We start from the raw sequence: 17,269 nt of genomic DNA on the forward strand, positions 1-17,269 counted from the left end.
ACCGAACCTATCGCGCGTTGGCGATCGGAAGCGGGTACCGGCGACGCAGGACCACGCGTTGCGCCAGCGTCCAGGTCACGGTGACCGTGAGATACAGCCCGGCAGCGAGCGGCACGAATACGGCGAACACCGCGGTCAGATAGTGCAGTGCGCTCATGATGCGGAGCATCCCTGGCGACGACATGGGGGAGTCTTCAACAGGGGTGGGGCGGAAGACGCGCCGCGTGACCTCGGCGATCACGATCATGATGACAATCAGTGCGCCGTACACGGCGAGCGTCGGAAGCGAGAACGGCCCGATGGTCAGCATGTTGACGAGGCTCGTGCCGAGTGAGGCGCCGAACAGGTTGTGAGTCAGCAGGTCGTTCGGGTGCCCGGCGATGTCGGTGCGCAGGAACAGCGAGTAAAGGATGCCGACGACCGGAGCCTGCAGCAGTACGGGTAGACATCCAGCGAAGGGCGAGGTGTTCTCGTCCTTGTAGAGCTGCATGGTCTCGCGCTGCAGCGTTCGGGGTTCTTCTTGTGCCTGCGTTGGATTTCGCGCAGTTTGGGCGCGAGCCGGGCGCGGGTCTGCTCGGCTTTCGCCTGCGAGACGCCGACGGGGATGAGTAGGGCGCGAACGATGAGGGTGACGAGGATGACGGCCGCGGCGGCAGCAGCAGATCCAGCGAGCGGCTGGAGCAGATCGGCGAGTCCCGTGAGCGCGCCGTAGGCGGCGTCGAGGATCGCCGCGATCGGCGGGAAGGCATAAATGTCCAAGGAAAGTCCGTTCAGAGTGTGGCGGGAAGGTCGGCGAAGAGCCGCGTTCCCGTCACGAACGGACGGTTACACGGCGCGCACGACTCCCGGCGCCTGGGACGGGGGTGGCCGCTGGCTCCCGGATCACTCTGCGAGAGCAGGACGGATCTGCCGATGGCGCGCCGCGGATGCGGGGCACTGCTGCTGCCTGCCGGCAGGGTGCTCAACACGATCGTCAGCGTGAGGAGCGCGACGGCGACGATCGCGATGGCGACGCCGAAGGACATCACATCCGGCACAGAGACGAGGCCGAGCGCGGCGAGGAGAATGCTCAGCATCTGCTCAAACCACTCACTCACACGATCTCCCGTCCTGCTGCGAGTCTAGTGCCGCTGATTCTGAGCGCTCACTGTCTTCGCATAGGGTGAAGACGCGCGGGGGACTCATCGTGCATCGTCCACGAGGAGAAACATGTCCAAGAACTTTCTGGTGCTCGCTGCCGTCACCGCCGTTGTCATCGTGGGCCTCACTGCCTGCAGTCCTGCTGTGCAGCCCGAGCCTCCCGCGCCGGTCGAGACGGAGGCCGCGCCGGTGGAAGATACGAGCGATGCCACGAGCTCTGGCGCCGAGATGCTCAGCGTGCAGGAATCGTGCGAGCTCTTCAATAGCACCTGGGCGGACTACGGCGACGTCGATCCTGAAGACCCCGACGGATATGGATATATGGACATCGGTCTCGCGCTGGAGCCGGTGCTTCCGACCATCCCGGAGGAGACCTACGGGATGTTCACCGTGTTGCGGGCCGCCGCGTACGAGGCCAGCATCGACGGCGTCATGTCGGAGGAAACGCAGGGCCTCATGACCACGTGGGTGCTGGATGCGAGCGGGGCGTGCACCGATGCAGGAGTCACGCTGCAACTGTGACGGCAGTGTGATGACGGCCGATAAGTGATCGTCGTCACAGATGAGAACGCATGCGGATGCCGGGCGTAGCCTCGGAAGTATGAGTGATCTGCGTGAACTCCTGGGCATCCGGCATCCGATCTTCCTCGGCGCCTTCGGTGGATTGTCATCGACGGCGCTTACTGCCGCAGTGAGCGCCGCGGGTGGTCTCGGCGCCTACGGACTCTACGGATACGACGGCGAGCGAATCCGGTCGACCGCGGCGGCACTACGTGAAGTCACGGACCGGCCATTCGCGTTGAACATCTGGCTGCCCACCGGCGACGAGGTCGAGCCGGGTCCGCAATACAGCGTGTTCGCGCAGGCGCTCGAGCCGTTCTACGCCGTGGTCGGGGTCGAGATTCCTGCACGGCCCGATCGCTATCTGCCGACACTGGATGAGCAGCTCGAGGCGATCTGGGATGCTGCGCCCGCGGTGCTCAGCGTTGTCTACGGGGTTCCTTCGCCTGAGGTGATCGACGAGGCGCATCGCCGTGACATCCGGGTGATCGGCACCGCGACGACGGTAGCCGAAGCTATCGCGCTGGAGGCGGGGGGAGTGGATGCCATTATCGCCAGCGGCGCTGAGGCGGCCGGTCATCGAGTGTCGTTCCTGCGCCCCGCAGAGGATTCGCTGGTCGGCACGTTCGCGCTCGTGCCACAGGTAGCGGATGCCGTATCGGTCCCAGTAATCGCGGCCGGAGGCATCGCCGACCGACGCGGGGTGGCGGCAGCGTTCGCGCTCGGAGCATCCGGCGTTCAAGTGGGAACGGCGTTTCTCGCGACACAGGAGTCAGCAGCGAACGACGCGCACCGACGCGCCATCCGCTCGACTGCCGCCGATGAGAGCGTGCTGACGAAGGCGATGAGCGGGCGCCTTGCCCGTGGTGTGCGCAACCGGACGGTCCGCGCGATCGAGGCGGGCGGCATGATCGGGCCGTTCCCCGCGCAGAACTGGCTCACCGGGAAGTTCCGGGCAGCAGCAGGAGAGCAGAACCTGGGTGAACTTCAGTCGCTCTGGCTGGGCCAGGCCGCACCGCTTGCGCGACTGGACAACGCGATCGAGGTGTTTCAGGAACTGGTAGCTGGGCTGCCTGCCCGCGCTTAAGTCCGGCTACAGGATGACGGTCGACTTGCCGTGCACGATCACGCGATCCTCCGTGTGCCACTGCACGGCGCGGGCGAGCACCTGACGCTCAACATCGGCGCCACGGCTCTGCAGGTCAGCGGCCGAGTCAGCGTGTGAGGCGCGTGTGACGTCCTGCTCGATGATTGGACCCTCATCGAGGTCGGCGGTCGCGTAGTGCGCGGTTGCGCCGATCAGCTTCACACCGCGCTCCTTGGCCCGCGCATAAGGGTTGGCGCCAATAAACGCAGGTAGGAACGAGTGGTGGATGTTGATGATCGGTGCGCCGACGCGCTCGATGAAATCGTCGGTGAGGATCTGCATGTAGCGTGCGAGCACCACGAGATCGACGTTGCCCTGCAACAGCTCGAGCTGGCGTTGCTCCATCGCGACCTTGTCGCCAGACGGAATGTGCACGAACGGCACCCCGAACGTGCGCACCGACTCAGCGAGATCCGCGTGGTTGGAGATAACCATCGAGATGTCGATGTCGAGCTGACCGCGCTGGGTGCGCCACAGCAACTCCATCAGGCAATGGTCGTACTTCGACACGAAGATCGCCACGCGTTTGCGGCGCGCGGTGTCGTGCAGCGACCACTCCATGCCGAAGCGGTCAGCCACCTCCGCGATGGATGCCTCCAACGCGGGGCGTGCGGCGGCTAGCCCGTCCAGGTGGATCACCGTGCGCTGGAAGAAACGTCCGCCCGCGGCATCCGTCGAGTGCTGGTCGAGCGAGATGATGTTCGCGCCGTGCGCGGCGAGTGCGCCCGCGACGGCCGCGACGATGCCGGGCTGGTCATCGCAGGCGATGAGCAGGCGTGCGGTATCGGTCTGAGACATGGGGGCTCCTTGCAAAAAGATCTGTGTCGATTCTGCCCCGTTCGTGAGACGCTGACGAATCGAGCACACCAGGCTGCCTTGTCGATACCCTGAGCACGTGGATGCGATCGACGCGGGGCTGGTGCTAATCCCGCTGCTCGCGGTCGCTGCTCCTCTGCTTGCGCGTGGTATTCGCCCGGTGCTGCGGGTACCGATCATCGTCTTCGAGCTCGTACTCGGCATCCTGGTCGGTCCGGCGATGCTCGGCTGGGTGCAAGAGAGCGTCGTTTTAGAGAAGCTCAGCGACTTCGGACTCGCGATGCTGTTCTTCATGGCCGGCACAGAGATCAACTTCCGCGCCATCACCGGTAAGCCCCTCGTGCGTGCCTCACTCGGATGGGTTCTCGGTCTGGCACTGGGCATCGGCGTCGGTTTCCTACTCGCACCCGATGAGGGCATGGTGGTGATCGGTATCGCGCTGAGCTCGACGGCACTGGGCACGCTGATGCCGATTCTCCGCGACGCACGCGAACTCGATACGCCATTCGGTCGGACTGTCACCGCGATCGGTGCCATCGGAGAGTTTCTGCCTCTGATCGCGATCTCGATCTTCCTCAGTACCCGCAAGGCGCCGCTGGCCGCAGTGATCCTGCTGGCATTTGTCGTAGTAGCCGTCATCGTAATTGTCGTGGCGCAACGCACACCCTACGGGCGACTGCACGCATTCGTAAGGGCGACGCAACACACTTCAGCCCAGTTCGGCGTGCGGTTTGTCCTGATGCTGATTGCCGCGCTGGTCGGGCTCAGCGTCATTTTGGATCTGGACATGCTGCTCGGTGCATTCGTCGCCGGCGGCGTCTGGCGCATCGTCATGGCGGGGGCGCCCGCGCCCGACGCGGCAGCAATTGAGAGCAAGATCGAGGCAATCGCGTTCGGCTTCCTGATACCGATCTTCTTCCTCTACACCGGCGTCACATTCGATCTAGAGTCCCTCACCGCAGAACCCTCAACGATCGCGCTCGTGCCGCTCTTCCTGGTCGCGTTGCTGGTGATCCGTGGAATGGCAGCCCAACTGTCGGTAGTGAAGGGTGCGGGCATGCGGGAGCGGACCACGGTGGGGCTGATGGCCGCAACGGGCCTTCCGATCATCGTGGCCGTCACCGCGATCGGTGTGGATGAGAAAATACTGGCTCCCGCGATCGCATCCGCATTGGTCGGTGCCGGGATGCTGTCAGTGCTGATCTACCCGCTCATCGCGATGACGTTGCGCGGCGAGCGCGAGCGACTGGATGCCGTCGAGCGAGACGTGCCGCAGGGAGAGCTATGACCACAACATCCGAACTGCTGGTCGCGGCGAGAACTGCGCTGGTGGGTGTGCCGCAGGAAGGCCTCGGCGAGGAGCGTTCCTCACGCTGGCGCGGCGAGCGGATTGTGCAGGTGGGGGAGGCGTGGCATGTCGGAGTGTTGTTGCTCAGCGAAGACCGCGTGCTCGCCACGGGCGAGATACTGCGGGCCGCAGACCCCGGTCGCCGTGGGTACACAGCGGAGTCAGCGCGGGCGCGAGCTGCGCGTCGCCAGATGGCGTTGCGCGGCGGCTTCGGCGAAGGAGAAGTCGCACACGTCGGCTGGTCGGTCATTGACGTCGAGACAGTGGATGCCGGTGGCTCCTCGGGTCCGCTAGCGATGATCGACGCCGTACCCTCGGTGCGATGGTCGAGCGCCGGTGCGTACATGCCGCTGGCCGCATATCTGGATGAGCGCATCCCGCTGATGCGCGAGAGCGCCGGTTTCTAAGCGCCTTCAGGCGAAGTGTGCGGCGAACCGGCGCAAGAGATTTGCGCCGTTGACGCTGTCGGCAGCGAGCACCTCGGCTTCGACACGTTCGAAGGCTTCCGCATCGAAGTAGCCGTTGTTCCGGTAGAACGTCATGCGGTCGGCGAAGTCACGCGGACTCGGCTCGGGGTGAAACTGCGTCGCGTACAGGTGCGTGCCCACGCGGTATGCCTGCACAGGGCACGCGTCATTGGTCGCCAGGAGTGTTGCGTCCGCGGGCGCAGCCGATGCACTCTCTTTGTGCGCCGTGAACACCTTCAGCGCCGGCGCGCTCGGTCCGAAGATCGGGTCGGATGCCGCGGCATCCGTCGTCCTGATCTCAGTTGCACTCGTCGACTCCGGATGCTCAAGAGTGAGCGTGCCGCCCAGCATCCGCGTCACGACTCCGATACCGAAACAGGTGAAGAACGCGGCCGTCTCATCCTCGAGTGCGCGCGCCGCGATGCGCTCGAGGTCTGCCTCAACCCGCAGTTGCAGCGGTGTCTTTTCGGCATCCGTCACGTTGAACGGCGAACCGCCGATGACGAAGCCACGGTGACGCGCAAGCACGTCGTCGGTGAGGGGAGTCGCGACGAGGTCGAGCTGATCCAGCTCGTCTACCCCGAGCCCGCGCAGGAAAGACACATGCTCGGCCTCCGCCGCGCCCTTCTCCGGCCGCACGCAGACGTACAGAAGTGACGCCATCAGTCTGTTCCCATCACGCCGACGCCGTACTTGTGCAGCTGCTCGTATGCCTCGGCGAAGGTCTCGGGAACCGGTGCGTCTGGATTGCCGAATCGCGCCTGAAGCAGGCCCATGAGACCGCGGGCTGGCGGGCTGAGCGGCTTGTTCTGATGTGTGTGCGCGGGGTGCGGTGGGTTCTCTTGCGGGTTTTGGGCACCCACTGCGGCGTAATCTCCGGCCAGTCATCAGGGTGCCGAGGCTGCTCGAGGTTCACGATGGAAGACAAGTCGTTCGCGCCGGCATCGCGGTGGGTGAGCGGCTTGAGCCCGTGCAGTTCGCACAGCGTCTTGATGACCGAGCCGTGGTGCATTTCGTCATTGATGACGGTGCCGCGACGCGTGTACGCAGAAACAGCGATGGCCGGGACGCGGCATCCCAGGCGATCAAAGGCGAATCCCATTTCGCCCTTCTCGCCTTTATGGGGAGGGACAGCAGCGGGTGGGGCTGAGTGATCATACGTGCCCCCGTGCTCGTCGAAGGTGATCAGCAGCATCGTGTTGATGGCGTTCGAACCCTCGGAAGAATGAGAGTCCTTGATCGCCGAATAGATGCTGTGAATCAGTGCCTCACCCGCGCGCACATCGCTGAGGGCGCTGTCGATGACGTCGACGCCGTCGACAGCATCCTCACGCAGCACGCCGAACGGTGGGTGGAAGTCATTGTGGTTGAACGTCATGCGCGGCTCGATGAACGCGTAGGCGGGCAGGTCCCCATTCTTCACATCCTTGAAGAACTGATCCATCGTGGCGAAGTGGTCGGTCTTCCAGTACTTCTCCAGAACCGGAGCGTGCAGGAATCCGGTGTACGAGACCAGCTGGATCTCGTCGTAGTAGACCTTCCAGCTGAGACCTGCCTCTTCGAGACGATTGAAAATCGTCGGGGCCTCTGGTGCGTCAATCCACTTCTCATATCCGCCGTCGTGCTTGTTCGTGACGAACCCATGCGACGTCGAGGCGTGGAAGAACGATCGGTTGCAAAACGTTTGCGAGGGGACAGCGCTGAACCAGTGGTCGAAAACAGCGAACTCCTGCGCCAGGGTCGATAACACCGGCAGCATCTGAGGCGAGAAGCCACCCATGATGTGCTCAAGTTGATCGGTGGCCGGCGCCTCACCCTTTTTCAACCGCCGGTAGTTGATGAAGTAGTCCTGAACGAACCCGCCATTGGTAGGCGTCACGCCGGGTGCCGGAGCGTTGTACGGCGCTGTCATATGCTCGACCCAGAGATGTTCGTTTCCGGCAGGGGAGACGGCTTCGAACAGCTGAGTGTTGACGTGCGGGAACTCCTCACCGGGATCGGGATTCGGTAAGCCCATCACATGATCGGTGGGTCCGTCATAGACGTGCGCGGGGATAACCGTGCCGTCCGGTGCGACGTTCGAGTAGTCGCCGAACGCGATCCCGTCAAAGGTCTGACCTTCCGGAAGCGTGTCCGGCGTGTAGAGGTGGCCGAGAAGGTTGTCGAAGGAGCGGTTCTCGCCCATGACCACGACGATGTGATCGAAGCCGGGCTTCGAACGGGGTTGGAGCGTGTCGAATTCGTCGTCGCCTGCAGCGAACCCCGACCGGTATCCCGCCGTGGCGCCGATTGCTGCGCCCGCGGCTCCGCCAGCTGCCGCGCCCACAACAGCTGCTCCGCCGAGCTTGAAGAACTGCGACGTGAGGCGTTCTTGGGGGCGTCGGGTTCAGTGGTCATGCCGTTAATCTATCGTCGCTTGACGCGGTGGGTCGGGAATAGCATCTGGCGCTGTGCGTTGAACTTGAGCGAAGTGCACTCAACTTTCCCAGGAGGATTTAGTGGCTAACGATTTTAACGACACCGGCGCAGGCTCGTTCGACGATTTCCTCGCGCGGTATCTCGCAGGTGAGCAGGCCAGGCAGACCCGATCGATTGACCTCAGTCGGTTCCTCACGGCGCGCACCCAGAGGATTCTGCAACGTTCTGGACGCTTTGCGCTCGAACGTGGCCAGACCGAACTGGATGCCTTGCACGTACTGCGCGTAATCGTTGAGGATGACGCAGTCGTGCAGGCTATCGAGCGCATCGGCGTAAACCCAAAACAGATCATTGACGCCGTGGAAGCCCGATTGCCACTGCCAGGAGACGCGGCAGAGACGGGTGCCGCTACGATCACGCCAAGCGCGAGCCGTGCGCTCTTCCATGCGTATCAAGTCGCCCGTTCCGCCGGTGGCACGTACATCGAACCTGAACACCTCTTCTTCGCTCTCGTTCTCGGTCAGGACGTGCCAGCAGGTCAAGTCCTCGCCCGCGCTGGAGTGACCGCTGAGGCGCTCACTCAGGGCGCTCGCGAGCAGGTCGCTGCTCCCGTCGGCGGCGAAGGCGCAGAGCCGTCGGCCACGGCATCCGATTCGATGCTCAACAAATACGGCATTGACCTGACGGCCCGCGCCCGCGCTGGCGAACTGGACCCGGTGATCGGCCGCAGCGACGAGATTGAGCAGACCATCGAGATCCTCAGCCGCCGCACGAAGAACAACCCCGTGCTGATCGGCGAAGCAGGCGTCGGCAAGACCGCGATCGTCGACGGAATCGCCCAGGCGATCGTCAACGGCACTGTCCCGGCTCAGCTGAAAGGCCGCCGCATCATCTCGCTAGACCTGCCAGGCATGCTCGCTGGCACCCGCTACCGGGGTGACTTCGAAGAGCGACTCACCAAGACCATGGATGAGATCGCCGCGCACAAGGACGAGGTGATCGTCTTCATCGACGAGGTGCACACGGTCGTGGGCGCAGGTGGCGCTGGTGACGGCGGCATGGACGCAGGAAATATTTTGAAGCCCCGCCTCGCGCGCGGCGACCTGCACATGGTGGGTGCGACGACGTTGAAGGAGTATCGCAAGATCGAAAAGGATCCCGCTCTGGAGCGCCGCTTCCAGCCGGTGAAGATCGACGAGCCTTCGATCGAGGATGCCGTCCGCATTCTTGAGGGGCTGAAAGGCGCGTACGAGCAGCACCACGCTGTGACTTATACGGATGCCGCGCTGCGGGCGGCCGTCACGATGAGCGCCCGCTACCTGCCCGATCGCGTGCTGCCAGATAAGGCGATCGACCTGATCGATCAGGCCGGTGCCCGCCTGCGGCTGAAGCTCGGTCGTCCTGCGGACGCGTCCGACCTGATGGCTGAGCTGGCCGGTCTTGAGGCGCAGAAGAACGCGGCCGTCTCCGCGGAGAAGTACGAAGAAGCATCACGATTGCGCGACCAGATCGTCAAGACGCAGTCGCGGATCGACGACGTGACGGCCGGGCGCACCGAGAGCGCAGACACCGTTGTGGATGAACGCGAGATCGCCGCGGTGATCGCGCGGGCTACCGGCATCCCGGCCAGTCGGCTCACCGAGGGCGAGCGCGAGCGCCTCGCAGACCTCGAGAGCGACCTGCACGCGCGCGTGATCGGACAGAATGACGCCGTGACCGCTGTCGCACGCGCCGTACGACGCAGCCGTACCGGCATGGGCGACGCACGTCGACCTGTCGGATCGTTCCTCTTTCTCGGCCCCACCGGAGTCGGAAAGACCGAATTGGCGAAGGCCCTGGCCGACCGCCTCTTCGACGACGAGAACGCCGTGATCCGCTTCGACATGAGCGAGTTCGGCGAACGGCACACGGTATCGCGTCTCGTCGGAGCCCCTCCCGGATACGTCGGATACGACGAAGCCGGGCAGCTCACCGAGCGAGTGCGCCGCAATCCGTACTCAATCGTGCTGTTCGACGAGATCGAGAAGGCACACCCCGACGTGTTCAACCTGCTGCTGCAGGTGCTCGATGATGGGCGCCTCACAGATGGTCAGGGGCGGACGGTCGACTTCCGCAACACGGTGATCGTGATGACCTCAAACATCGGGTCCGAGTTCCTCGCTTCGCGCTCCGGAGCGCTCGGCTTCGTCTCCTCGCAGGATGCCTCAGCAAACGGCTTCGCCTCGATGAAGGACCTCCGGGATCGGGTGATGGGGAAACTCCGTGAGGCCATGCGGCCGGAGTTCCTGAACCGCATCGATGAGATCGTGCTGTTCCAGAAGCTGAGCCGCGAGGAGATCGCTCGGATCGTGCGGTTGATGCTGGGGGCGACTTCAGCGCGACTCACGGATCGCGATATTGCGCTCGACGTGACGGACGCTGCGGTGGCCTGGCTCGGCGAGCACGGCTACGAGCCGGAGTACGGGGCGCGGCCGTTGCGTCGGCTGATCCAGCGCGAGGTCGATGACCGCATCGCGGATCTGCTGGTCTCAGGGGCGCTCGCCGACGGCGGGACTGTTCGCTTGGATGCCGGGGACGACGGGCTCGTGGTTGAGGCTGCAGTGCTGGTTGCCTGAGGGGCGCGGGCGCTACCGCGAGGAGTTCGCGGTGCGCCCACGCACGATGCCCACGAAAGTGTCGATGTCTTCGTTCGTACGTTCGCGGGACCACGCGAGCGCGACGGTAGAGCTAGGACCTGCGAGCAGCGGGCGATAGTCGACGTCCTTGCGCTGGTGCAGCCGGGCGAGCGACATCGGCACTACGACGATTCCCACTCCCGTGGCAACTGTGGCGATAGCATCCGCCGTCGTGTCTATCGGGGGAAAGCTCGGGGTGACGGTCGGCAGATCTAGGGGACCGAGCACATCGTCGAGTGGGGTGATCAGCACCTCGCCGACCAGATCATCTGCCGTCAGGCGATCGACGGACATTAAGTGCGACTCGGCGGATGCCACGACCACCGGTACTTCGTCGTAGAGCGGGATGAGATGCAGACTCTCATCGAGGAGGGGAAGTCGCACGAGTGCGGCGTCTAGGTCGTCGATGGCTGCTCGCTGTGTTGCCTTCTCAATCGGCACAAGCTCGAGCGTGACGTGCGGCATCCGCTGTTTCCACGTATCGATCCACTTGCCCGGAGTTGCTCCGGGAACCGCGCCGAGGCGGAACGCATGAGGTTCAGGTGCTGACTCCGGACGCTGCTGAGGAGTCTTCTCCGGCTTCTTCGCCGGTTGTTTCGTCGTCTTGACGCTCTGTCGCTTTGTCGAACGCGCAGGCCCGCCCAGCGCTGCGCGTTGTCGGGATCTGCCGGAGTGTGCCATTGCTTCAGGGTACTCGTGTGGCGAGCTCCGCCACGCGAACTGGGAGTTCATCACCCATTCACGGTCTCGACACGCCTCGCTCCAATGCGGTCTTCCCGTCGCCGCTTGAATCCTCAACGTCGGCTGTCCCGCCGATCAATTCTCCCTGCACCCGTACCTTCGAAAGGTTTCCTCATGCAGTCCACTGTGAAGCGCGGTCTCGCGATCGCCGCCGGTCTCACTCTCGCCTTCGGCCTCGCCGCCTGTGCGGCATCGCCCGCTGACTCCGCCACCGGCGGAGAGAACACAGACGGCACGTTCGCCTCCGGCAACTCCGACACGCTCGTTTTCGCCGTCCTCCCCGACCACGAGGGCGCCGACCAGGATGCCCAGCCCATCGCGGACTGGATCGCAGAGATCACCGGCAAGAAGGTCGAGCTCTTCCAGGCGACCGACTACACCGCTGTTGTGCAGGGTCTTGCCGCGGACCAGATCGACATCGCTCAGATCTCGGCATTCACCTACTACCAGTCGCAAAATGCCGGCGCGGACATCGTGCCGATCGGTGCGCAGATCACCAAGGAAGGTGCCGAGCCCGGCTACTTCTCGGTCGCAGTGAAGAACCCGGCAGCTACCGATGTGAAGTCGCTTGCCGACTTCGCTGACCAGCCGGTCTGCTTCGTCAACCCGACGTCGACCTCGGGCTTCGCGGTTCCGATGGGCGGTCTCTTGGAGGCCGGTGTCACCGTCGCCGCGGACAACCGCCTCTTCGGCGAGGAGCATGACCTCAACGCCAAGAAGGTCGCCGAGGGCACGGACTGCCAGGTGGGCTTCGCGCAGGACATCGACGCTGACCCGCTGATCGAGTCTGGCGAGCTCGTCGAGGTCACGCGTGTGCAGGTTCCGGCCGCTCCCATCGTGATGCAGGCCGGCCTGCCGCAGGATGTGCAGGACCAGCTGGTTGCCGCTCTCGCTGACAGCACGCAGTCCGACCTCACCGACGCTGGCGTTGAGCTCAACGAGTTCCTGACGGATGGCTGGTTCGGCTTCGGTGCCGTCGATGACAAGTACTACGACCTCATCCGCACCCTGTGCACCGAGATCGCCGACGAGGTCGAGGCCTGCCGGGCCTGACCCCGCTCGCCGACGCACACTCAACCCAGGAGAACTGGCATGACGAACAGCGACATCCCCGCCGTCCAGATCACAGATCTGGGAAAGACGTACCCGGGAGCCGCGCACGCAGCTCTTTCGGGGGTGTCGCTGTCCGTCAATCCTGGCGAGATCGTCGTCTTGCTCGGCCTTTCCGGCTCGGGCAAGTCGACGCTCCTCCGCCACGTCAACGGACTGGAAACGCCGACCGAGGGCTCGATCGTCTCGCTCGGACAGGAAGTTCCGCAGCTGCGCGGTCGCGAGCTTCGCACCCTTCGCGGACGCGTGGGATTCATCTTCCAGCAGTTCGAACTCGTGGGCGCTCTCACGGTGCTGGAGAACGTGCTGACTGGTGGGCTGAACACTCTTCGCGGACCGCGCGTCGGCATCCTGACTTATCCCCGCGCTCTGCGCGAAAAGGCCCTCGGACACCTCGACCGCGTCGGGCTGCTCGAGTTCGCGTACCAGCGCGCCGATAACCTTTCCGGCGGTCAGCAGCAGCGCGTCGCCATCGCCCGCGCGCTCATGCAGGATCCTGAGATCCTGCTGGCCGACGAGCCCGTCGCCTCTCTCGACCCGGAGTCGAGCAGCCAGGTCATGTCGCTCATCCGCGAGATCGCGGCAGAGCGCTCGTTGACTGTGATCTGCTCGCTTCACCAGGTCGATCTCGCTCTCAGCTGGGGCGATCGCATCGTCGGACTACGCGCCGGCAAGGTCGTGCTCGACACCCACACCGAATCTCTGTCGCGCGAAGAGGTCATGGAGATCTACGGGCGCGTTGCCACCACGACCGGCGAGATCGACGCGCTGGAAACAGAACTCGCCGAAGCACGCGAGCAGGTACGCAGCGAAGAGGCGCGTCGCGCCGCCGCACGTGGACACTTCGCTGAGGACATGGCAAACGAGGAACCCGCATGACCACGTTTGCCGAGCGCCCTTCGCTTGCCGAGCGCATCGCTCTGGCACCTCGACCTGCTCCACGACTATCGACCGTCGTCTCCCACGGAACGATCATCGCAATTCTCGGTCTCGGCGTCTGGTCATTCATCGGCCTCGACTACAGCCTGAAGAGCTTAGACACTACTGGCGGCAATATCGCTCGTTTCCTTGGGATGGCCACCCCCATGCAGTGGCCGGGCTGGGAGGTCACCGCCGAGGTTCAGGCCGGTGGCACAAAGGCATTCGTGACCACCTGGGTCGGATTCGAGCCGATCTGGCAGATGCTCGTCACCATCGCGATCACCCTTGCTCTCGTGATCGCCGGAACCGCGCTCGCCGCAGTGCTGTCGATCCCGGTAGCCTACGGGGCGGCCGCGAACACGACACCGCACGTGGCCGTGCTGGCGATCTGCCGCGGCATCGGGGTTGTGGCGCGGGCGATTCCCGACGTCGTCTTCGTCGTCATCCTCGCGTTCCTGTGGTTCAACTCGGGCACGCTCCCCGCAATCGTCGCCATTGGCCTCCATTCGGTCGGCATGATCTCGAAGATGTTCGCCGACGCGATCGAACAGATCGATGAAGGCCCGCGACTCGCCATCCGCTCTGCGGGTGGGTCGAAGTCTCAGGAATTCTGGTCCGGCGTCGTCCCACAGGTTCTTCCCGCATGGGTAGCGGTCACGCTGCACCGCGCAGACATCAACCTGCGCTCGACGGTGATCCTCGGTGTGGTCGGTGTCATCGGCATCGGCTACGAACTCGATGGCGCGCTGCACGGCGGCGCCGCCGGCATGCGCGGGTGATCCCGCTCGTTGTGATCATCATCGTGCTGTGTGTGGTGTTCGAGATTGTTTCTTCTCTGGTGCGCACGCGTTTGCTGAATGTGCGTCCCACCGGCAAGGGATTCGGCGACTCGGTTGCGCGCGCAGTCGCGCGCAAAAGCGCCGATGCGCCGGCCAGCACGAACACGGCGGCGATCAAGACACAGAACCGCAACACGCGGATCGAAGCCGCCATGCACCGGCCGTGGGACCGCAACCGCATCAGCAACTCGCTGTGGGTGTGGCTGGGCATCATCCTCGTCATCTGGGCATTCGCTTACGCCGCACCCGACCTGTCGAAGACTCTCACCCCCGCGTGGAACGAGATCGTCGATCCTGAGCGGGATCGCGCGATCTGGCCACCGCATTTCGGCAGCAGGGACTGGTCGGTGGTGCTCGCCGCGGTCATCACGACGATTCAGATCGCCTTTGCCGCCACTCTCATGGCAACGATCATCTCGGCCGTCGTTGGTCCGCTATCTGCGCGCAATGTTGCCCCGAACAGTGGGGTGCGCAACCTGTTCCGCGGCATCGCGCTCGTCATCCGCGCGATCCCCGACCTCGTCGTTGCGATTCTGTTCATCATCGCGGCGGGCATCGGACCACAGGCGGGTGCGCTCGCGCTCGGCATCGGCGGCGTCGGGCTGCTCGCGAAGCTGATCGGTGACTCGATGGAAGAGGTGCCCAACGGGCCCGAGCGCGCCCTCGTCGCCGCGGGCGGCACGCGTGCACAGGTGTTCTTCTCCTCGACCGTGCCGATGTCTGTGCCCGCGCTCGTCAGCCACTTGATGTATCTGCTTGAGCAGAACATTCGATCGGCGACGCTGCTTGGCATCGTCGGTGCCGGTGGTATCGGCTTCCTGCTGCTGAACGCACTGCAGGGGCGCCACTTCGACGAGGTGCTCGCCTATGTGCTCGTGATCATCGGAATGGTCGTGATCGTCGAGAGCGCGTCGATTCTGATCCGCCGAGCGCTGAAGTAACGATGTGAAGCGAGACGCGCGCCTTGGGGGGAGATGCGCGCCTCGCGGTGGGGGCTCAGGCCGCGAGCCAGAGCCCTCTGCGGTCGGTGGCGATCCTGAGGCCTGCGGCGACGATCTCGTCGTCGCCGATGCGTGCGCCGCGTGCGATGCGTGCACCTGCGCCGATCTCGGTGCGGACGCCGATGTGCGCGCCGTCACCGACGGCGGCACCCTGGCCGATGTGCGCGTGTGCGTCGATGTAGGCGTTCTCGCCGATCACGGCGTCGGGTTCGACCCACGCGCCGCGGATCACTCGTGCTCCCGCGCCGACGCGCGCTCCTGGTTCGACATAGGCACCGGCTTCGATAACAGCCTTCGGGTGCACCTTCGCGCCGTGCGCGATGAGTCCACGACCGTTGACGTGCTTGCGGTAACGCAACGTCGAGCCCTGGTCGTCTTCGATGTCGATGTAGTTCTTTCCCACGATTCCTCCCGTGTCCGGAGACTCCCGGATATATCAACAACCAGGGGAGAGCGTGTTTCATTCCCGAATTGGGATGTCCGGTCGCTGAGCAGGCCGAACGATCACCGTTGACACGACGGACACCAGAAGGTGACGCGTTCACGAGTGGGATCTGAACCCTGTTCTCCGCGTCGGATAGGGCTGCCGCATCGCCGGCAGGGTTTGTTCGTACGGCCGTATACCCAGGTGTTCTGACCCCGGCGCGCGACACCGGTGAAGGTACGATTCGACCGGTCGCGGTTGGCGCGAATGGTGCGCACACCGAGACCTAGTAGCGCATCGACGTCGACATCTGCGACGGGAGTTGTCGGCAGAATGCCGCGCAGGAAGAGGAGCTCTGCCGCGTATTCGTTGCCGAATCCCGCGACGTTCTGCTGATCGAGAAGAGCGACATGGATGCTGCGCTGATCACCGTGCAGGCGGCGAGCTGCCTCGGCGGCATCCCAGTTGTCGGAGAGCGGGTCGGGGCCAAGATGTGCCAGTAGCTGGTCTTCTTCGCTGGTCGGGACGAGTTCGACCTCGGCGATGTCGATGCCGATGGCGTCTCGTTCGGCGGTACCGACGATCGCGCGCACCTTGAATGCCGGATGTCGCCATTTCTCGCCGGGACGGTAGAGGTGCCACGCGCCGTCCATGCGCAGATGCGAATGAAGTGTTGTTTCGCCGATGCGCATCAGTAGATGTTTGCCGCGCGCTGACACGCTGTGCACCTGTTGGCCGGTCAGATCGGCAGTCGCGAATGCCGGCACGCGCAGGTCGAAACGCGTGACTTCTGCGCCAGCCAACCCCTGGTGCAGGCGTCGGGCGGTACGAAAGACGGTGTCGCCTTCAGGCATGACGTGGCGGGGGAGGTGGAGGTGGAGGCTGCATTCCTTGCGGGACGACAGAGATCCCGGCTCGTTCGCTCAGCGCGCGGGCAAGGATCGTGGACCCTGCGACCGCCGCCGGCATGGCGATGATCGCGCCGAACGGCACGAGGAAGCACAGCTGTGTCGCGACGCCGAAGCCGATAACGCGTGCCCGACCGGAACGCAGAAGCTGCGATCGCGCGGATGTCGTGAACCCGCGGGCGTCGAACGCGCGGCCGGTCAGTTCTCGCGCGACGAGACGGCCAGACAGGAACACGCCTGTAACGGTCGCGAGAACCCCGCCAACGACCGGGATGAAGCCGATCGCAAGAGTGAGAAGCGCGACGAGGATACCGAGCAGCACCAGTCGAATACCCTCACCGATGGTCGTCCAGAGACCTGTGTCGCCGGTGGGCTCCGATCCACCCAGCGAGCGCTCAACGCCGCGCCAGATGCGCTGATAGAACGGGTCACCGATTGTCAGCGTGAGGGCGGTGAACACGGCACCCGCAAGCGCAAGGGCAGCGATGAGGATCACGATGCCGAGACCGACCCGCAATAGGTCCTTCCACGGAGTAACCCAGCCGTCAGCGAACGGGGTAATCCAGTCAGTGAGCTGGCCGAGCGTGAGGGCCAGTGGCACGAGAGCCGCAGCGAGGACCACGAATGCGATCACGGCTGGCAAGAGACCAAGTGCCAGCAACTTCGGGTGGGTGCGCCACATACCAAAACCTCGCCCGAGAGTTCGGACGCCAGTGAAGAATTCCCTCATGCTGTCAGTCAACCAGGTGCGAT

At 64.4% G+C, this 17,269-nt stretch carries 17 protein-coding genes and 1 pseudogene; 9 read left to right on the top strand and 9 right to left on the bottom strand.

The window, feature by feature from the left end:
- Positions 1 to 7: 7 nt before the first annotated feature.
- Both DC31_RS20415 and DC31_RS00590 read right to left on the bottom strand, forming a co-directional pair.
- Positions 8 to 759: pseudogene (locus tag DC31_RS20415) on the bottom strand (YidC/Oxa1 family membrane protein insertase).
- Between the two features lie 11 nt (positions 760 to 770).
- Positions 771 to 1,097 (bottom strand): DUF6412 domain-containing protein, encoded by a 327-nt coding sequence (locus DC31_RS00590; RefSeq protein ID WP_200872837.1) that lies wholly within the window; start codon positions 1,095 to 1,097, stop codon positions 771 to 773.
- Positions 1,098 to 1,209: 112 nt separating this feature from the next.
- On the opposite strand from DC31_RS00590, the gene DC31_RS16695 reads away from it, so the two are divergent.
- Together DC31_RS16695 and DC31_RS00600 are read left to right on the top strand one after the other, a co-directional pair.
- Complete coding sequence (locus DC31_RS16695; RefSeq protein WP_051606273.1) at positions 1,210 to 1,662, top strand: hypothetical protein; 453 nt, start codon at positions 1,210 to 1,212, stop codon at positions 1,660 to 1,662.
- Between the two features lie 79 nt (positions 1,663 to 1,741).
- Positions 1,742 to 2,788: an NAD(P)H-dependent flavin oxidoreductase gene (locus DC31_RS00600; protein ID WP_036275819.1), complete on the top strand. Its 1,047-nt coding sequence runs from the start codon at positions 1,742 to 1,744 to the stop codon at positions 2,786 to 2,788.
- A gap of 6 nt (positions 2,789 to 2,794) precedes the next feature.
- On the opposite strand, the gene purU is transcribed toward DC31_RS00600, so the two are convergent.
- Positions 2,795 to 3,646, bottom strand: a complete 852-nt coding sequence (purU, locus tag DC31_RS00605) for a formyltetrahydrofolate deformylase (protein WP_036275822.1) — start codon at positions 3,644 to 3,646, stop codon at positions 2,795 to 2,797.
- A gap of 97 nt (positions 3,647 to 3,743) precedes the next feature.
- Between purU and DC31_RS00610 the strand changes: the two genes are divergently transcribed.
- Positions 3,744 to 4,952, top strand: a complete 1,209-nt coding sequence (locus DC31_RS00610; protein WP_036275825.1) for a cation:proton antiporter — start codon at positions 3,744 to 3,746, stop codon at positions 4,950 to 4,952.
- Entirely contained in the window at positions 4,949 to 5,419 is a 471-nt protein-coding gene (locus DC31_RS00615) for a hypothetical protein (RefSeq protein ID WP_036275829.1), read from the top strand. Before DC31_RS00610 ends, DC31_RS00615 begins: the two co-directional genes overlap by 4 nt.
- Before the next feature lie 6 nt (positions 5,420 to 5,425).
- Here DC31_RS00615 and DC31_RS00620 read toward each other — a convergent pair whose 3' ends face one another.
- Together DC31_RS00620 and DC31_RS00625 are read right to left on the bottom strand one after the other, a co-directional pair.
- Positions 5,426 to 6,142 (bottom strand): glutamine amidotransferase-related protein, encoded by a 717-nt coding sequence (locus tag DC31_RS00620; RefSeq protein WP_036275831.1) that lies wholly within the window; start codon positions 6,140 to 6,142, stop codon positions 5,426 to 5,428.
- 13 nt (positions 6,143 to 6,155) lie between these two features.
- On the bottom strand, positions 6,156 to 7,805 hold the full coding sequence (locus DC31_RS00625; RefSeq protein WP_235201248.1) for an alkaline phosphatase family protein: 1,650 nt from the start codon (positions 7,803 to 7,805) through the stop codon (positions 6,156 to 6,158).
- A gap of 172 nt (positions 7,806 to 7,977) precedes the next feature.
- On the opposite strand from DC31_RS00625, the gene DC31_RS00630 reads away from it, so the two are divergent.
- On the top strand, positions 7,978 to 10,512 hold the full coding sequence (locus DC31_RS00630; protein WP_036275834.1) for an ATP-dependent Clp protease ATP-binding subunit: 2,535 nt from the start codon (positions 7,978 to 7,980) through the stop codon (positions 10,510 to 10,512).
- Between the two features lie 12 nt (positions 10,513 to 10,524).
- Here DC31_RS00630 and DC31_RS00635 read toward each other — a convergent pair whose 3' ends face one another.
- On the bottom strand, positions 10,525 to 11,253 hold the full coding sequence (locus DC31_RS00635) for a LysR substrate-binding domain-containing protein (RefSeq protein WP_081813649.1): 729 nt from the start codon (positions 11,251 to 11,253) through the stop codon (positions 10,525 to 10,527).
- A 174-nt stretch (positions 11,254 to 11,427) separates the two neighbouring features.
- Between DC31_RS00635 and DC31_RS00640 the strand changes: the two genes are divergently transcribed.
- From DC31_RS00640 to DC31_RS00650, 4 genes are read left to right on the top strand one after another with little or no spacing between them, the layout of a single operon-like run.
- Positions 11,428 to 12,366, top strand: coding sequence for a PhnD/SsuA/transferrin family substrate-binding protein (locus DC31_RS00640; protein ID WP_051606274.1), 939 nt, complete (start codon positions 11,428 to 11,430; stop codon positions 12,364 to 12,366).
- A gap of 39 nt (positions 12,367 to 12,405) precedes the next feature.
- The gene (gene phnC, locus DC31_RS00645; RefSeq protein ID WP_051606275.1) at positions 12,406 to 13,302 is read left to right on the top strand and encodes a phosphonate ABC transporter ATP-binding protein; all 897 of its coding nucleotides are present in this window, start codon (positions 12,406 to 12,408) and stop codon (positions 13,300 to 13,302) included.
- Complete coding sequence (locus tag DC31_RS16700; RefSeq protein WP_051606276.1) at positions 13,299 to 14,123, top strand: PhnE/PtxC family ABC transporter permease; 825 nt, start codon at positions 13,299 to 13,301, stop codon at positions 14,121 to 14,123. The genes phnC and DC31_RS16700 overlap by 4 nt, the downstream gene beginning before the upstream one ends.
- Entirely contained in the window at positions 14,120 to 15,124 is a 1,005-nt protein-coding gene (locus DC31_RS00650) for a PhnE/PtxC family ABC transporter permease (protein ID WP_051606277.1), read from the top strand. Before DC31_RS16700 ends, DC31_RS00650 begins: the two co-directional genes overlap by 4 nt.
- 55 nt (positions 15,125 to 15,179) lie before the next feature.
- Here DC31_RS00650 and DC31_RS00655 read toward each other — a convergent pair whose 3' ends face one another.
- From DC31_RS00655 to DC31_RS00665, 3 genes are all read right to left on the bottom strand, one after another.
- Complete coding sequence (locus DC31_RS00655; protein ID WP_036275836.1) at positions 15,180 to 15,587, bottom strand: DapH/DapD/GlmU-related protein; 408 nt, start codon at positions 15,585 to 15,587, stop codon at positions 15,180 to 15,182.
- A 101-nt stretch (positions 15,588 to 15,688) separates the two neighbouring features.
- The gene (locus DC31_RS00660; RefSeq protein ID WP_036275839.1) at positions 15,689 to 16,462 is read right to left on the bottom strand and encodes a DNA-formamidopyrimidine glycosylase family protein; all 774 of its coding nucleotides are present in this window, start codon (positions 16,460 to 16,462) and stop codon (positions 15,689 to 15,691) included.
- The gene (locus DC31_RS00665) at positions 16,455 to 17,246 is read right to left on the bottom strand and encodes an EI24 domain-containing protein (protein WP_051606278.1); all 792 of its coding nucleotides are present in this window, start codon (positions 17,244 to 17,246) and stop codon (positions 16,455 to 16,457) included. Before DC31_RS00665 ends, DC31_RS00660 begins: the two co-directional genes overlap by 8 nt.
- Positions 17,247 to 17,269 lie beyond the last annotated feature (23 nt).

Source organism: Microbacterium sp. CH12i (genome assembly GCF_000685355.1).
Classification (GTDB): Bacteria; Actinomycetota; Actinomycetes; order Actinomycetales; family Microbacteriaceae; genus Microbacterium.

What these genes read in the sequence shown, in the direction of transcription:
- DC31_RS16695 (WP_051606273.1), top strand. Translation starts at nt 1,210, where the DNA reads ATGTCCAAGAACTTTCTGGTGCTCGCTGCCGTCACCGCCGTTGTCATC.
- DC31_RS00600 (WP_036275819.1), top strand. Translation starts at nt 1,742, where the DNA reads ATGAGTGATCTGCGTGAACTCCTGGGCATCCGGCATCCGATCTTCCTC.
- purU (WP_036275822.1), bottom strand. Translation starts at nt 3,646, where the DNA reads ATGTCTCAGACCGATACCGCACGCCTGCTCATCGCCTGCGATGACCAG.
- DC31_RS00615 (WP_036275829.1), top strand. Translation starts at nt 4,949, where the DNA reads ATGACCACAACATCCGAACTGCTGGTCGCGGCGAGAACTGCGCTGGTG.
- DC31_RS00620 (WP_036275831.1), bottom strand. Translation starts at nt 6,142, where the DNA reads ATGGCGTCACTTCTGTACGTCTGCGTGCGGCCGGAGAAGGGCGCGGCG.
- DC31_RS00635 (WP_081813649.1), bottom strand. Translation starts at nt 11,253, where the DNA reads ATGGCACACTCCGGCAGATCCCGACAACGCGCAGCGCTGGGCGGGCCT.
- DC31_RS00640 (WP_051606274.1), top strand. Translation starts at nt 11,428, where the DNA reads ATGCAGTCCACTGTGAAGCGCGGTCTCGCGATCGCCGCCGGTCTCACT.
- phnC (WP_051606275.1), top strand. Translation starts at nt 12,406, where the DNA reads ATGACGAACAGCGACATCCCCGCCGTCCAGATCACAGATCTGGGAAAG.
- DC31_RS16700 (WP_051606276.1), top strand. Translation starts at nt 13,299, where the DNA reads ATGACCACGTTTGCCGAGCGCCCTTCGCTTGCCGAGCGCATCGCTCTG.
- DC31_RS00660 (WP_036275839.1), bottom strand. Translation starts at nt 16,462, where the DNA reads ATGCCTGAAGGCGACACCGTCTTTCGTACCGCCCGACGCCTGCACCAG.
- DC31_RS00665 (WP_051606278.1), bottom strand. Translation starts at nt 17,246, where the DNA reads ATGAGGGAATTCTTCACTGGCGTCCGAACTCTCGGGCGAGGTTTTGGT.